General features: G+C 66.7%; 16 protein-coding genes and 2 pseudogenes. 7 read left to right on the top strand and 11 right to left on the bottom strand.

Annotated features, from left to right (window positions below):
• Positions 1–45: 45 nt before the first annotated feature.
• From ACMVY4_RS07950 to ACMVY4_RS07940, 3 genes are all read right to left on the bottom strand, one after another.
• Entirely contained in the window at positions 46–309 is a 264-nt protein-coding gene (locus ACMVY4_RS07950) for a hypothetical protein (RefSeq protein ID WP_416899625.1), read from the bottom strand.
• 13 nt (positions 310–322) lie between these two features.
• Positions 323–1,144: a phage capsid protein gene (locus tag ACMVY4_RS07945; protein ID WP_416899624.1), complete on the bottom strand. Its 822-nt coding sequence runs from the start codon at positions 1,142–1,144 to the stop codon at positions 323–325.
• 208 nt (positions 1,145–1,352) lie between these two features.
• Positions 1,353–2,402, bottom strand: a complete 1,050-nt coding sequence (locus ACMVY4_RS07940; protein ID WP_416899623.1) for an adenosine kinase — start codon at positions 2,400–2,402, stop codon at positions 1,353–1,355.
• Here ACMVY4_RS07940 and ACMVY4_RS07935 point away from each other — a divergent pair.
• From ACMVY4_RS07935 to ACMVY4_RS07915, 5 genes and pseudogenes are all read left to right on the top strand, one after another.
• A pseudogene (locus ACMVY4_RS07935) lies at positions 2,385–3,173 on the top strand (amidase); the annotation flags it as partial. The gene ACMVY4_RS07940 and the pseudogene ACMVY4_RS07935 overlap by 18 nt on opposite strands.
• Positions 3,174–3,264: 91 nt before the next feature.
• Positions 3,265–3,894, top strand: coding sequence for an amidase family protein (locus ACMVY4_RS07930; protein WP_416899622.1), 630 nt, complete (start codon positions 3,265–3,267; stop codon positions 3,892–3,894).
• Entirely contained in the window at positions 3,891–4,631 is a 741-nt protein-coding gene (locus tag ACMVY4_RS07925) for an EI24 domain-containing protein (RefSeq protein WP_416899621.1), read from the top strand. The genes ACMVY4_RS07930 and ACMVY4_RS07925 overlap by 4 nt, the downstream gene beginning before the upstream one ends.
• Before the next feature lie 14 nt (positions 4,632–4,645).
• Entirely contained in the window at positions 4,646–5,152 is a 507-nt protein-coding gene (locus tag ACMVY4_RS07920; protein WP_416899620.1) for a bactofilin family protein, read from the top strand.
• A gap of 6 nt (positions 5,153–5,158) precedes the next feature.
• Positions 5,159–5,656 carry a hypothetical protein gene (locus tag ACMVY4_RS07915; protein WP_416899619.1) on the top strand — a complete coding sequence of 166 codons (498 nt, stop codon included), beginning with the start codon at positions 5,159–5,161 and terminating at the stop codon, positions 5,654–5,656.
• Between the two features lie 3 nt (positions 5,657–5,659).
• Here the strand turns inward: ACMVY4_RS07915 and ACMVY4_RS07910 are convergent, their stop codons facing one another.
• The 5 genes from ACMVY4_RS07910 to ACMVY4_RS07890 all read right to left on the bottom strand — a co-directional run bounded on the left by ACMVY4_RS07910 (position 5,660) and on the right by ACMVY4_RS07890 (position 10,230).
• Positions 5,660–6,748 (bottom strand): mandelate racemase/muconate lactonizing enzyme family protein, encoded by a 1,089-nt coding sequence (locus ACMVY4_RS07910; protein ID WP_416899618.1) that lies wholly within the window; start codon positions 6,746–6,748, stop codon positions 5,660–5,662.
• 4 nt (positions 6,749–6,752) lie between these two features.
• Complete coding sequence (locus tag ACMVY4_RS07905) at positions 6,753–7,724, bottom strand: patatin-like phospholipase family protein (protein ID WP_416899617.1); 972 nt, start codon at positions 7,722–7,724, stop codon at positions 6,753–6,755.
• Positions 7,725–7,764: 40 nt separating this feature from the next.
• Positions 7,765–8,772: a TIGR03617 family F420-dependent LLM class oxidoreductase gene (locus ACMVY4_RS07900; protein WP_416899616.1), complete on the bottom strand. Its 1,008-nt coding sequence runs from the start codon at positions 8,770–8,772 to the stop codon at positions 7,765–7,767.
• A 4-nt stretch (positions 8,773–8,776) separates the two neighbouring features.
• Positions 8,777–9,388 (bottom strand): glutathione S-transferase family protein, encoded by a 612-nt coding sequence (locus tag ACMVY4_RS07895; RefSeq protein WP_416899615.1) that lies wholly within the window; start codon positions 9,386–9,388, stop codon positions 8,777–8,779.
• Between the two features lie 92 nt (positions 9,389–9,480).
• Positions 9,481–10,230 carry an MOSC domain-containing protein gene (locus ACMVY4_RS07890; RefSeq protein WP_416899614.1) on the bottom strand — a complete coding sequence of 250 codons (750 nt, stop codon included), beginning with the start codon at positions 10,228–10,230 and terminating at the stop codon, positions 9,481–9,483.
• Positions 10,231–10,436: 206 nt separating this feature from the next.
• Between ACMVY4_RS07890 and clpB the strand changes: the two genes are divergently transcribed.
• A complete protein-coding gene (gene clpB, locus ACMVY4_RS07885) occupies positions 10,437–13,067 on the top strand; it encodes an ATP-dependent chaperone ClpB (RefSeq protein WP_416899613.1) in 2,631 nt (876 codons plus the stop codon).
• 183 nt (positions 13,068–13,250) lie between these two features.
• On the opposite strand, the pseudogene ACMVY4_RS07880 reads toward clpB, so the two are convergent.
• Positions 13,251–13,734 (bottom strand): annotated as a pseudogene (locus tag ACMVY4_RS07880) (Lrp/AsnC family transcriptional regulator).
• A gap of 105 nt (positions 13,735–13,839) precedes the next feature.
• Here ACMVY4_RS07880 and ACMVY4_RS07875 point away from each other — a divergent pair.
• Entirely contained in the window at positions 13,840–14,094 is a 255-nt protein-coding gene (locus ACMVY4_RS07875; RefSeq protein WP_416899612.1) for a DUF6356 family protein, read from the top strand.
• Positions 14,095–14,104: 10 nt separating this feature from the next.
• Here the strand turns inward: ACMVY4_RS07875 and secB are convergent, their stop codons facing one another.
• Together secB and ACMVY4_RS07865 are read right to left on the bottom strand one after the other, a co-directional pair.
• Positions 14,105–14,569, bottom strand: coding sequence for a protein-export chaperone SecB (gene secB, locus ACMVY4_RS07870; protein WP_416899611.1), 465 nt, complete (start codon positions 14,567–14,569; stop codon positions 14,105–14,107).
• Between the two features lie 89 nt (positions 14,570–14,658).
• Complete coding sequence (locus tag ACMVY4_RS07865) at positions 14,659–15,150, bottom strand: FxsA family protein (protein WP_416899610.1); 492 nt, start codon at positions 15,148–15,150, stop codon at positions 14,659–14,661.
• Positions 15,151–15,152: the final 2 nt, after the last annotated feature.

Below are 15,152 nucleotides of genomic sequence, written 5' to 3'. Positions count from 1 at the left end.
GGGGTCAAGCCCCGGGGCGGGTTGGAGCGGAAAGGCCGGTTTCCGTTACGCCGTGTCGCTGCCGCCGATGACGGTGGCGTCGGTCAGGTCGACCGTGCCGCCGGCATTGGCGTTGACGATGGCGATGCCGCTGCCGTCGCTGGCCTTGATGAAGACCCAGTCGTCGACCCGCAGCATGTCGCGCGCCTCGTCGAAGTAGCCGGCCGTGCAGACCGCCGCGAGATCGTCGGCGGCGGTGACGTAGCCCCACTGGGCGAAGCCGGCGCCGCCGCCGGCCATGCGTTCCAGTTCCTCGATGCTGAAAGCCATGTCAGCCGCCTCCTCAGGACTCTTCGCAGGGCATGGTGACGATGCCCTGGCCGTCGATCAGGACGGTGCCCTGCGACATGTAGTTGTTGACGAAATGCGCCGCGCGCTCGCCGTGCCAGGTGATGTCGGTGTCGACATCGGCGCCGATGGCGTGACCGAGGGCCGTGCGGTGGTACCAGTGGCAGAGCCGCTTGGACGAGCCGTCCACGGTCAGGCCGGAATGCGGGAACCACAGCGTCCCCAGCCAGCGCTTGGCCTGGGTCGACTTCCACGGCAGCTGGTCGGTGCCGACATAGTCGGCATTGGCGAACTCGGCGATGTCGAGCAGGTCCGACCACTGCTTCCAGCCCACCACGGCATAGCGTTCGCCATCGTCGGGCACGTCGGCCTCGCCCATCGCCTCGAAGGCCTCCAGCACCTTGGCCTTGGTCAGGCCGCCGGTGGTGGTCGCCGTCAGGTTGGTGGACTTGTCCATCTCTGCGATGATCAGTTCGTCGGTCTTCCGGCCCAGCGCGTAGGCGCCGGCATTGGCCTGGATCTGACGCTCGTCGGCGTTGGTCTTCAGTTCGTCCAGCTTGTCCACCCAGTCACCGGCGTAGAAGTCCTTCAGGAAGCACTCCACGGCCTCGTGGGAGACGTTCATGGTCGGTACGATGCCGTGCCGTGCCTTGGTCGAGGCCGCGCCCTTGCCCACCTTGTGGAACACGCAGGACGAGCCCTTCACCTTGTTCTGCGTCCGGACGGTGTTGCGCAGCTTCGTGCCCTGCCGCTGGTAGGCGATATGGACACTGCTGGCATACTCCTTCTCGAACGCCTGATCGACAGAGTCGCTCATGGGATTCTCCGAATGGGGATATGTCTGGTGAGGGAGGCAGGGTCCGCGCGAGCGCGCCGATGAGGCCGGCCATCCGGGTTCAGCCGCTGACCCGAAAAGGCCGGCGCGGGTTCTGGTTCAGACCAGAATGGGCCGCGCCAAGGCTGATATCGGTAAAATTAAGTAATTATACCGGTATTGTCAATGCGTTTGAGTTCGCCGAACGCGTTCAGCCGCGCATAGTCACGACAATCTGGCGGAAGCGGTGTCCGGTAAATGGAAGCCCGACCGTCAGAACTCCGCCGATCAGCGCCTTCAGGTCGGCCTCCGGCCGCGCGCCGTAGTGGCCGATGATCTCGGCCGCCGCGATGGCGCCGAGACGGCCGCAGGTGGCCAGGTCTCGCCCCTGGGTCAGACCGAACAGGAAGCCGGCGGCGAAGAGATCGCCCGCGCCCGTGGTGTCGACCAGCTTTTCCGGCGCCTTCGCCCCGATCATCTGGGTCTCGGTTTCGGTGACGATCACACAGCCCTTTTCCGAACGGGTCAGCACGGCCAGAGGCGCCTCGTGGCGGACCTGCTCGGCGGCCAGGTCGAAATCCTCCGTCTCGTAGAGCGAGCAGATCTCGGCCTCGTTGGCGAACAGGATGTCGACGGGACCGGCGACCAGTTCGCGGAACTCGGCACGGTGCCGGTCGACGCAGAAGCTGTCGGAGAGGCTCAGCGCGACCTTGCGCCCGCCCGCCTTGGCGATCTCCATGGCCTTGCGGAAAGCAGCCTTGGCAGGCTCCGGATCCCAGAGATAGCCCTCGAGATAGGTCACCTGCGCCGAGAGGATCAGATCCGGATCGACATCGTCGGGGCCCATCTCGGCGCTGGCGCCCAGAAAGGTGTTCATGGTCCGCTGCGCGTCCGGCGTCACCAGAATCAGGCAGCGCGCGGTCGCCGGGCCGGCCTGAGCCGCCGGCGGATCGAAGGTCACACCGGCCGCGCGGATGTCATGGGTGAAGACCTCCCCCAGCTGATCGTCCTGCACGCGTCCGACAAAGGCCGCCTTCCCGCCCAGCGCGGCGATACCCACCGCGGTATTCGCCGCCGAACCGCCCGAGCGCTCGACGCCCGGCCCCATGTCGCCGTAGAGCGCCCTGGCCTGCGCCTCGTCGACCAGTTGCATGCCGCCCTTCGCCAGACCGTGCCGGTCCAGAAAGGCGTCATCGCTTTCGGAAAGCACATCGACGATCGCGTTTCCCAGAGCGACGACATCATGCGTGGTGGCGGTCATGCGGTTCTCTCCTCGACTTGCGCAGCGGGGCTGGTTTACACCGTCATACCGTCAACGCAAACTCCGCCTGCCATGAATGAACTGATCGCGCTGAGCGCAACCGAAGCCGTCGCACGCCTGAAGGCCGGCGACATCACCCCGCTGGAACTGGTCGATGCCGCCGAGGCGCGGCATTCGGAAGTCGACGGGGCCCTCAACGCCATGCCAACGGTCTGCTTCGACCGGGCCCGCGACCATGCGAAGCGTCTGAAGACGCCCGACGACCCCGGTCCCGGCCATCTCTATGGCCTTCCGGTGGCGATCAAGGACCTGACCGAGGTCGAGGGCGTGCGCACGACCTTCGGCTCGACCGTCTATGCCGACAACATTCCGAAGCGGTCCGATGCGATGGTGCTGCGGATCGAGGAGCGCGGCGGGCTGGTGACCGGCAAGGCGAACACGCCCGAATTCGGCGCCGGCGCGCAGACCTTCAACGACGTCTTCGGCGTCACGCGTAACCCCTGGAACACCGACAAGACGCCGGGCGGTTCCTCCGGCGGCTCCGCCGTCGCGGTGGCGGCTGGCGAGGTCTGGCTGGCCCAGGGCAGCGATCTCGGCGGTTCGCTGCGCATCCCGGCGTCCTTCGCCGGCTGCGTCGGCCTGCGGCCCAGCCCGGGCCGCGTGCCCTACGGCCCCGGCCGCCTGCCCTTCGCGCCCAACGGGGTGCAGGGCCCCATGGCGCGCAGCGTCGCCGACGTTGCGCTGTTTCTGGACACGCTGGTCGGCCACCAGCCGAAGGACCCGATCTCGCTGCCCGCCCCGGCCGTGCCCTATCAGCAGGCGGTGGCCAACGCCCTGGCCGCCGAAGCGGATCGCCTTCTCGATGGACATGGGCATCTCCCCGATCCATCCGGACGTGCGCGCGGCGACCGAGGCCGCGATGCAGCACTTCCGCGACATGGGCACCGAGATCGTCGACTCCACGGTGGATTTCTCCTGCGCCGAACCCGTCTTCCAGATCCTGCGCGCGGCGCAGTTCGCCGCCGCCTACGGGCCGCTGCTGGAGACCGACCGCGACAAGCTGAAGCCGGAAGTCATCTGGAACATCGAGAAGGGCCTGGCGCTGACGGCTGCGGATATCGGCTGGGCCGAACGCACCCGCGCCGACCTGTTCCACCGCTTCCAGGCGCAGTTCGACGAGATCGACGCCTTCGTCACGCCCACGGTCAACACGCCGCCCTTCGACTGCGACATCCGCTATCTGGAAGAACTGGAAGGCAGGAAGTTCGATAGCTACATAAGCTGGCTGATCATGACCTTCGCCATCACCATCACGACCTGTCCGGCGATTTCGGTGCCCTGCGGCCTGATGGCGGGCGGCCTGCCTGCCGGTCTGCAGATCGTCGGCCCGCAGCGCGGCGAGGACAGCGTCCTGGCCATCGCCGAGATGTACGAGCAGGCCTCGGGCCGCGCCTTCACGAAACCGGTCGACCCGCGCGGGCCCGCTGCATGATCGGACTGGTGATCAACGGCGCGCTGAAGGGCTTCGGCCAGCTCGCCGCGGACGGACAGCTTCGCAGCGTGATGTGGCGCTCGCTGCTGTTCGCGATGGTAGCGGTCGTGCTGGCCCTGATCGCGGCCTACTTCATCACCGACTACGTTCTGGTGACCTATCTCGGCTGGGTCGAGGGCTGGCTGATCAATGTCGCCGATGTGGGCGCCACCATCGGCGTCGGCGGGCTTATGTACATCCTGTTCCCGGCCATCGTAACCGGCATCGCCAGCCTGTTCCTGGACCGCGCCGCACAGGTTGTCGAACTGCGCCACTACCCGGCGGACCTGCCCGGTCAGGAACCGCCGATGGGTCCCGCGATCTGGAACGCCGTCCAGTTCACCGCGCTGGTGATGGTCGTGAACATCGTGCTGGTGCCGCTCTACCTGGTCGGCATCTTCTTTCCGCCGATTCTGCTGTTGATCTTTCTGGTCAATGGCTGGCTGCTGGGCCGGGAGTATTTCGAACTCGTCGCCTACCGCCACCTGAAGCCGGGAGAGGTCTACGACGCGCGCCGCCGCAACTCCGCGTCGGTGTTGCTCGGCGGCATCGCCATCGCGCTCGGATTCACCATCCCCTTCCTGAATCTCCTCGTTCCGGTGGTGGGAGTCGCCATGATGGTGCATATTTTCAAGGGGCTGCAGCGGCGCGGAAAACTGCCGCCTGCCGATGGGGGGCTTGTCCGCAAGGGCGCCTGACGGAAAGCATGACCATGTTCGGACGCAAGCAACCGCATGAGGAAGGCGGCGGAACACCCGATGAGGGGGGTGTCCTGCCACTGAAGAAGGCGAAACCGACCGCATTCAGTCCCGAGCTGGCCAGACGGCGCGAGGACGACGGGCGGAACAAGGGGGAAGCCGGTATGACCGCTGACGCCAAGACCCTGGTCATCGGCCGGGAAATCAATCTCAAGGGCGAAATCGCCGACTGCGAGCGACTGATGGTGCATGGCAGCGCCGATGCGACGCTGGCGGACTGCAAGCAGCTCACCATCACGCAATCGGGCACGCTGACGGGTACGGCCGAAGTCGAACAGGCCGAGGTCGAGGGCCGCTTCGACGGCGAGATGACCGTGCGCGGCCGGCTTGTGATCCGGGCCAGCGGCCGGGTCCACGGGCGCATCAGCTACGCCGAGATCGAGATCGAGCCGGGCGGCCGCATCGACGGCGAGATCACCTCCATCGAACCGGAAATCGTCCGGTCCCGCGCCGCCGGCTGACCACGCGTGCGTTCGGCCGGGCGGCCAGTACTTGCCGCCATCTTCCTTCTGCTGAGCGGCGCCTGCGCCGACGGCCAGGTGCCAGCCTTTCTCAGCTCGGCGCTGGAGCAGTTGCCTTTCCGCATCGACCGGCCGGAACAGCTCGAGGAAGCGCTGCATTCCCGTCAGCCGCCGCCCGACCGCGGCCCGGCAGCCATTGAGCTGCCGCGCGCGAAACCGGCCGTAACCGCCAACCGGCCCCTGCCCGAAGTCGCACCCAGCGCCCTGGTCGGGCTGCCGGCGCGCCGGATCGCCTACTGGATGGGTCCGCCGACAGCGGTCTGGCGGGAGAACGGACACGCCATGTGGCGCTACGTCAGTGCCGGGTGCGTGGTCATGCTGTTCGTCGACCAGGGGGAGACGGTCCGCCACGTCATCATCGGCCGCCGTGATCACCTCGGCGCAGACACATGCACCCGCGCCATCAGCGACCATATCGGCAATGTGGACGTGCCGGTCGGCTGACGGTCAGTCGATCCGGTATTTCGCCAGCACGTCCGGGTCCGGTTCGAAGCCGAGACCGGGACCCTGCGGCAGAAGGATCTCGCCGCTCTCCGGCAACGGGATCGACGGATCGATGAAGGCTTCCGGCCGGATCCAGAAATACTCGAACAGCCCTGCGGCGGGCTTCGCGGCCATCACCTGCGCCGTGGCCCAGTAGCCCGGCCCGAAATAGGGCGAGTGCGGCATCGCCGTGCGGCCGGCCTCGGCAACCGCGTCCAGAATGGCCGCCATCTCGGTGACGCCACCGGTCTTGATCACGCTGGGCTGCACGAAGTCGATCTTCGGGATGGTGCGCCGGAACTCGGTCAGGGTGCAGGCGTTCTCGCCGCTGGCGATGGAGACGCCATAAGTCTGCTGCAGATCGTGCAGCGTGTCGGCATCATCGGGCGGAAAGACCGGCTCCTCGACCCAGTAGAGGCCGAGCCGCTTCATCTCCGGCATCATCCGGTGCGCTTCGTCCAGCGACCAGTTGCAGTTGACGTCGGTCGTCACCCGCACGCCTTCGCCCGCCGCCGCGGCGCCGGCCTCGATGCAGTCGAGCGCGATCTCGTGCAGCTTCACGGTCCCATAGCCCTTCGCCACAGTGTCGCGGACATAGTCGGCGACCTGCGCCGGATCGCCGTAGCGGACCAGGCTGGCATAGGCGGGGATCGACTTCTTCGGCGTCTCCGACAGCAGGGCGGCGAGCGGAACCCCCCTCTCCTTGGCCGCAATGTCCCAGAGCGCGATATCGACCGCCGAGATCGCGAAGATGGTGATGCCGTAGCGGCCGTGCAGGTGAAGCCGCTGCTGCAGCATGCGGTTGAAGGCGGGGATGTCGTCGATCTCCGCGCCGACGACATGCGGCAGCACCATGTCCTCCAGCACGGCGATGGTCGCGCGGCGGCAGTGATAGGCGAAGCCGTCGCCCCAGCCGGTGATGCCGTCCTCTGTCGTGAGCTTCAGAAGCGCCACGTCCAGATGGGTCCATTTCGACGGCATCAGGCCGGTGCCGCGGCTGCCGTCGGTGAAAGGGATCGAAAGCGGGATGATCTCGGCGGAGCGTATCTTCATCCCGCTATTTGAGCAGTTGTTCGACCAGTTTGTCGATCTCCGCGCCCTGCCTGTCGATGATCGCCTCGGCTTCGCTCAGCAGGCCGAGGATGTTGGACCGGTTGGCCGCGTCCATGTCGTCCAGCCCGTCGCGCAGTTCCTTGTCGAAGCGGAAATAGCGCTGATCGGCGCCGCTGGACGACAGCGTCAGGCCGAGATGGTGATCGGCGCTGTCGGCCTGACCGTCCATCATCACGCTGATGATCGGCTGCACCCAGCCCAGCTTGCCCCAGTCGCGGGCGTCTTCGAACGGAATCTTCCGCGTCGCGATGCCGGTGCCGAAGGACGCGACCAGCAGGTCGTCGTGTTTCTGGCCCATCGAGATCGCCTCGAAATAGCCCGCGAGCGAGGGGTTGTTCAGATAGACGCCGCCATCGACGAGCGCGCGGCTGACCGCCGGCTTCGACAGGCTCTTGACGACTTCCGGCTCGAAATAGGTCGGCGCGGCGGAGGTCGCCCGGGCCGCGTCGCGCATGTAGTGGTTGCGTTCGTCCTCCTCCAGCGCGCGGCGGGTCTTGAACAGGTAGGGCTCGCGGCGCTCGATGTCGTAGGCGGTGATGACGACGGGCTTCAGGCAGTCGCGCAGGGTCGTGTTGCCGAGATACTTCTTCAGCAGCTTCTCCAGCGGCGCCTCGTCATAGAGTTCGTCGGTAAGACCGCCGATATTGGTGACGCCGTCCCATAGGGAGCGGTGGAAGATCTCGTGGCCGCGGTCGACATAGAGCGCCAGCATGTCGGCGGCCGAGAATTTCGGCTTCGCCTTCTTGTTGCCCGGCGCGGTCAGGCCGGCGGCGATGATGCCGCCGGTCGAGGTGCCGATGAACAGGTCGCACATGTCGGCCATCGGCTTGCCTGCGCGCTCTTCGACCTCGACCAGAATACGTGCCGGAATGACGCCGCGGATACCGCCGCCGTCTATGGACAACACCTTGAACATGAGAAATCCCCGCCTGAGTGTACGCCCGAGTGGGAGGTTACTACGCGGCCCTGAGCTTCGCCATCAGCTCCTTCGCCTCGTCCGGCCCGTTGGCCGTGACGTCGACCGTCACCCGGTCGAGTTCGCCGCCGAAATTCTCGATCACCCAGTCCGTCACCTGCGCCGGCGTGCCGGCGATGCCGAAGGTGTCCAGCACCTCGTCGGGGATCTTGTGGGCCATCTCGTCCCAGAGGCCCTGCTTGGACATCATGTTCAGCTCGGGCTGCAGATCGCCCCAGCCGTGATGGTCCAGCACCGGCTTGTAGTTCGGCGTCGAGCCGTAGAAGGAGATGCGCTTCTTCAGCGAGAACCGGGCCTTCTCCAGTTCCTGGTCATTCGTGGCAATGGCCGCCATGACCGGCAGGCTGAACTCGAAATCCGCCCGCTTCCGGCCCGCCGCCTCCATGGTCTTCTTCACTGTCGGCACCGTCACCTCGCGGAAGTAGGACGGGGTGGTGAAGGCGTGCACCAGCAGGCCATCCGCGACTTCCGCCGCCGTCTCGGTCATCTTCGGCCCGACCGCGGCGAGGAAGATCTTCGGCTTGCCGTACTGCGTGTTGTCGGGCGTGAACATCGGCGTCATCAGCGTGTGGGTGTAATGCTCACCGTGGAAGTCCAGCCGCGCGCCGTCATACCAGCAGGCCCAGATCGCCTGCACCGCCTGGATCAGCTCCTTCATCCGCGCCGCCGGCGCCGACCAGGGCATGGAGAACCGCTTGGTGATGTGCGGCTTGATCTGGCTGCCAAGGCCCAGGATGAACCGCCCCTTCGAGTAGGCGTTCAGATCGTGTGCCTGGATGGCCAGCGTCATCGGGCTGCGGGCGAAGGCGACGGCGATGGCGGTCGCCAGTTCCACCTTCTCCGAATGCTCGGCGGCAAGCACCAGCGCCAGGAAGGGGTCGTTGGCAAGTTCGGCGGTGGCGATGCCGTCATGGCCGAGCGCCTCGGCCTCGCGGACTTCGCCGGGCACCTTGTCCAGGTCGGTGCGGACAGTGCGGTCGATCTTCACCGGATCACTTCCCGACCGCCTGGGCGCGCTGCCAGGCCGGCCGGGCCTGAATGCGCTCGATATAGGCGGTGACGTTGGGCTTGTCGTCGATCGCCCCGGAGAGACGGCCGCCGACGACGCAGGCATGGCCGCACATGATGTCGGCGCCCGAGAACTCGCCGGCCAGCCATTCGCGGCCCGCCAGATGCAGCTCGATCGCGCCCAGCATGTTGCCGAGCAGCTTCTTGGCCCGGTTCACATTGTCCTCGTTGCGGCGCTCCGGCGGCAGGAACATCGTCTCCACGACGATGGTGTTCACCGGCGGCATGATCATGCCCTCGGCATAGTGGAACCACTGCAGGTAGTTGGCGAATTCGGGCGAATCCGGCGCAGGCTTCATGCGGCCGCCGGCATGCTTGGTCAGGACGTACTCGACGATGGCGCCGCTCTCGAAGATCGTGACGTCGCCGTCATCCAGCGCCGGCACGCGGCCCATCGGATGCTTGGCGCGGTATTCGGGCGTGCGCATGGCCTTGTCGCCCAGCTTGAACAGTTCGAGCTCGTAGTCGAGGCCGAGTTCCTCGAACAGCCAGACGATGCGGACCGAACGCGAATTCGGCGCGTGATAGATTTTCATGATGCGGTGTCCTCCCCAGGGTGACCGTGTGACCCGCATGATGTAGCGCGCTTGCGGGAAGGTCCATCGCGACGGCGGGGAAACCGGCGCGACTATCCGAAGCTGTCGCCGACGGCGATGGCGCCACCCTGCCTCACCACGGCGAAGACGCCGCAGTCGAGATGGCCGAAACCACCCTTGAGGACGCGGGTAAGCTGAAGGTCGCTCTCCGCCGAGTCCGGATTGACATGAGTCGCCGCGCAGCGGTCGATCCGCATGGTGATTTCCAGCGTCGTCCCGCCCGCCTTCACCGTCTGCCCGATGAGGTCGAACTCGGCCCAGGCCGGCAGGCCGTCGATATAGACATTGCCGCGCATCCGCCGCGGGTCGACGGTCGTTCGGGCCACGCGCTCGATGTCGCGCAGCGTCTCCAGATTGATGATCGAGAGTTCCGGCGCGCGGGCGTCGGAAAACGTCTGTCCGTCGCCGCCGACGACCTTCGGCGGCGTGTTCAGTTCATCCTTCAGATAGGCCGCAAGAAACTGGTCGATAAGGGTGCGGCCGATGGGTTGCGACAGCGCCCCGCGCGCCACCTGCCGGCCCTGACGCTTCAGCGTCAGCACCTGGCCGTCCGGCTCGTACTCGGCCACCAGTGTCGCCAGTTTCGGCGTGTTCTTGAGCTGGACGAAGTCCTTCCAGCCGAAATCTGCGAGATCCCGGTCGGCGGCCATGGCCGAGCCGCGTGCGATCCCGAACGCCCGGTCGTCCGGCATGCAGCCGCCCGCCGAGAGCTCCGCCCGTTCGAGCGACACGCCGTTCAGGCCCTTCACGGGCCAGGTCCAGAGCTGTTCGATCTTCGCCATGGCCCGACAGTGCGGGGAGACGCGGGCCGGATCAAGCAGCGGGCGAAAAACCGCCGTCGCGATCTTGCGACAGGGTGACGAAATCACAACATGTTGGAGGCAGGATGCCGCTTCGGGTCCTGTATTGTAGCGACAGAACAGATCCCGGGACGACGGAGGCGGGCCTCAGATGAGGGCGCGGACGGCGGGCCGGACAGAGAGGGATCATGGAATTCGAGAAATACACCGAACGTGCGCGCGGCTTTCTGCAGTCCGCGCAGGGCCTGGCGCTCCGCTCCGGGCACCAGAAATTCACCCCCGACCACGTGCTGAAGGTCCTGCTCGACGACGAGCAGGGCATGGCAGCGCGCCTGATCCAGTCCGCCGGCGGCGACCCGCGCGACGCCCTGCAGCAGACCGAGATGGCGCTGGGCAAGCTGCCGAAGGTCGAGGGCGCAGGCGCCGGTCAGCTCTACATGGACCCGGCGACCGCGAAGGTCTTCAACCAGGCCGAGGAAGCGGCGAAGAAGGCGGGCGACAAGTTCGTCACCGCCGAGATGCTGCTGCTCGCGCTCGCGATTTCCGGCGAGACGCTGAAGAAGGCCAACGTCAATCCGCAGACCCTGAACCAGGCCATCAACGACATGCGCAAGGGCCGCACCGCGGACAGCGCCTCGGCCGAGGAAGGCTATGACGCGCTGAAGCGCTACGCCCGCGACCTGACCGAGGCCGCCCGCGAGGGCAAGCTGGACCCGGTCATCGGCCGCGACGACGAGATCCGCCGCGCCATCCAGGTGCTGTCGCGCCGGACCAAGAACAATCCGGTGCTGATCGGCGAGCCCGGCGTCGGCAAGACCGCCATCGCCGAGGGACTCGCGCGCCGTATCGTCGACGGCGATGTGCCCGAGAGCCTGAAGAACAAGCGTCTGATGGTGCTCGACCTCGGCGCCATGATCGCCGGCGCGAAGTATCGCGGCGAGTTCGAGGAGCGCATGAAGGCCGTGCTGCAGGAAGTGCAGTCGGCCGCCGGCGAGATCGTTCTGTTCATCGACGAGTTGCACACGCTGGTCGGCGCGGGCAAGGCGGACGGCGCGATGGATGCGTCCAACCTGCTGAAGCCGGCGCTGGCGCGCGGCGAACTGCACTGCATGGGCGCCACCACGCTGGACGAGTACCAGAAGTACATCGAGAAGGACGCGGCCCTCGCGCGGCGCTTCCAGCCCGTCTACATCACCGAGCCGACGGTCGAGGACACCATCTCGATCCTGCGCGGCCTGAAGGAGAAATACGAGGTCCATCACGGCGTCCGCATCGCCGACACCGCCATCGTGGCGGCGGCGACGCTGTCGAACCGCTACATCACCGACCGCTTCCTGCCCGACAAGGCCATCGACCTGGTCGACGAGGCCGCGTCGCGCGTCCGCATGGAGGTCGACAGCAAGCCAGAGGCCCTTGAGCTGATCGACCGCCGCGTCATCCAGCTCAAGATCGAGCGCGAGGCGCTGAAGAAGGAGACCGATCAGGCCTCGCGGGACCGGCTCGAGAAGCTGGAGGAAGAACTGACCAGCCTCGAGGAAGAGAGCCGCGCCGCAACCGAGGCCTGGGAAGCCGCCAAGTCGAAGCTGGTCGAGGCCGCCACCGTCAAGGAAGAGCTGGACCACGCCCGCGCCGAACTGGACGACGCCAAGCGCCGCGGCGACCTGGCCCGTGCCGGCGAGCTGACCTACAGCGTCATCCCCGGCCTGGAAGCCAAGCTGAACGACGCCGAGGGCCGCTGCGCCCCGGCCGCGGTGCGCGAGAGCGTCACCGAGGAGGACGTGGCGACCGTCGTCAGCCGCTGGACCGGCGTGCCGGTCGACAAGATGCTGGCCGGCGAGCGCGAGAAGCTGTTGCAGATGGAGAAGCGCATCGGCGAGCGGGTCATCGGCCAGGCGGAGGCGATCACCGCCGTCTCCCACGCCGTCCGCCGCGCCCGCGCCGGGCTGCAGGATCCGAACCGGCCGATCGGTTCGTTCCTGTTCCTCGGCCCCACCGGCGTCGGCAAGACCGAACTGACCAAGGCGCTGGCCGGATTCCTGTTCGACGACGATCAGGCCATGGTCCGTATCGACATGTCGGAATACATGGAGAAGCACGCCGTCGCGCGGCTGATCGGCGCCCCGCCGGGCTATGTCGGCTATGACGAGGGCGGCGCGCTGACGGAGGCGGTCCGCCGCCGGCCCTATCAGGTCGTGCTGTTCGACGAGGTCGAGAAGGCCCACCCGGACGTCTTCAACGTGCTGCTGCAGGTGCTGGACGACGGGCGACTGACCGACGGTCAGGGCCGGACCATCGACTTCAAGAACACGCTGATCATCATGACCTCCAACCTGGGCAGCGAGTATCTCGCCAACCAGAAGGAAGGCGAGGACACCGACCTCGTCGAGGGTCAGGTGATGAATGTGGTCCGCGGCCACTTCCGCCCCGAGTTCCTGAACCGGCTGGATGAGATCATCCTGTTCCACAGGCTGTCGCGTCAGCACATGGGCGGGATCGTCGAGATCCAGCTCGGTCATCTGGAGAAGCTGCTGGCCGACCGGAAGATCGCGCTGGAGCTGGACGACGCCGCACGGGCATGGCTCGCCGACCAGGGCTACGACCCGGTCTATGGCGCCCGGCCGCTGAAGCGGGTGATCCAGCGCAAGCTGCAGAACCCGCTGGCCGAGGCGATCCTGGCCGGCGAGATCATGGACGGCGAGACCGTCCGGGTCTCGGCGGGCGACGACGGGCTGACAATCAACGAGAAGCCCGTCAGCGCCGTGGTCACCGACCGGGGCGGCGACGGCGGCTGGGCCAGCGGCTCGGAAGCACTGCACTGATCCACCACCCTGTCGTGCCCGGGCTTCGACCCGGGCACCTCAGACCGCCGACGCTTCTGAAGTTCCGGCTGAGGTGCGTGTCCCGGGCTTGACCCGGGACCCATTCCAGAGCCTTTCCACCCACGTGGCGGGGCCATCGAGGCTCTGGATTGGGCCCTGGATCAGGTCCAGGGCGCCGGAGAGCTAGGCCGGATAGACCGGCAGTTCCGTCGTCTCCTTGATCCGTTCCATGGAGAAACACGACGTCACATCGTGCAGCGGCGCGGCGGCGATCAGGCGGCGGTAGACGCGGTCGTAGTCGGCGATCGACCCCACCACCACCTTCAGCAGATAGTCGTAGGAACCGTTGAGTTCGATGGAACTCGACAACCTCGTCGATACGGCTGACCCCGGCGGAAAAGCGCTTCAGCCAGTCCTCGGAATGATCGTTGGTCTTCACCTGCACGAAGACGGTGATGCCGAGGCCCAGCCGCTCCGCATCCAGCAGCGCCACCTGTCCGCGGATATAGCCGCGCTCCTGCAGCAGCCGGATCCGGCGCCAGCAGGCGTTCTGGGACAGGTTCACCGCCTCCGCGATTTCAGAGACCGGCCGCGACGCGTCGCGCTGCAGTTCTCTCAGGATGTGACGGTCGCGGCTGTCGAGATCGCCACCGGATGGCGCCTTCATGCAAGAATTTCCCAATTCTGGATGCCTGGCAGTCAGAATATGAGAAAATTCACCGCGATCAATGCGCGATAATGCATCTCTTCCAAACGAAGGAGATGCACCGCCATGATGTCCCTGTTCCGCCAGATGTTCACCGACCACCCGGAAAGCGTGGACGAGAGCTATGTCGAGCACATGGGCCAGGCGGGCTACTTCGCGGGCGCCATGTTCCTGGGCGCCATGGCCTGCCTGGTGCACGCCCTGGTCCCGGGTCTCTGCAAGACCTCTGGCAGCCGCATCATCGGCCATCTGAACGACCGCATGATCGTCAACCGCCGCCGCCACGCCCGCCGCGAGACCGGCGTCCTGCACACGAACTGAGACTTCGGTCTCAGCCCTGCTGCGGCTGGTCCTGCTGCGCGCGCTGCCTGTTCTGCTGGTAGAGCGAGGCGAAATCGATCGGGTCGAGCAGCAGCGGCGGGAAGCCGCCGTCGCGCGTGATGTCGGCAATGATGCGGCGCGCGAAGGGGAAGATCATCCGCGGAATCTCGATCAGCAGCGCCGGTTCCGCCTGCTGGTCGGGGATATTCTCCATGGTGCACACGCAGCCATAGGCGAGTTCCACCAGAAAGACCTGGCTGTCCTCGGCCTTGGCGTTGATCTCCAGCTTCAGGACGACCTCGAAGACATTGCCGTCGAGGCGGCGGGCGTCGATGTCGGTGCTGACGCCGATCTGCGGCTTCTGGTCCTGCTGGACATAGACCTGCGGGGCGTTCGGGACCTCGAAGCTCAGATCCTTGATGTACTGGATGTTGAGCATGATCTGAGGCCGCGCCTGCGGCTGTTCGTCGGCCATCTGGGACCCCGTTGCTTGCGTGAGAACCGAGCCGCTTCGCTAGCACGCGCGCGGGGGCGTGTCACGGCGAACGCGCAGGGCGGAGGCCGTCAGCGGTTGATCTTGGGCGCGTCGGGTTCGACGGTCTCGTATTCGCCGTCGATCACGGTGCCGCCGGGCTGACCCGGTCCGCGCGGACCGCGGGGGCCGCCGGGCCCGCCCCGGAACGTGAAGCTGGCGGAGCCGTGTACGCGCACCCTTGTGGCGATGACCCGGGCCATGGCCTTGCGGAAGGGTGGCAGGAACAGCAGAAAGCCCAGCGTGTCGGTGATGAAACCGGGCGTGAGCAGCAGCAGGCCCGCGGCAAATATGCACAGTCCTTCAAAGAGTTCGAACACCGGCGGCTTGCCCTGATCCGCCTGCTGGCGGATGCGCTGCACGACGCCGAACCCCTGCACGCGCAGCAGGATGGTGCCCGCCACGCCGGTCAGCAGGATGACGGCGAGGGTGGGCCACAATCCGATCAGGTCGCCGGCCTGTATAAAGACAGCGATTTCGGCGATCGGCACGCCGACGAATAACAGGAGCAGCAGGATGGGCATGG

It is taken from the genome of Minwuia sp., from assembly GCF_048007105.1.
Classification (GTDB): domain Bacteria; phylum Pseudomonadota; class Alphaproteobacteria; order Minwuiales; family Minwuiaceae; genus Minwuia.
Note: the sequence above shows the minus strand (reverse complement) of the source record. Positions and strands in the feature narration are given on the sequence as shown.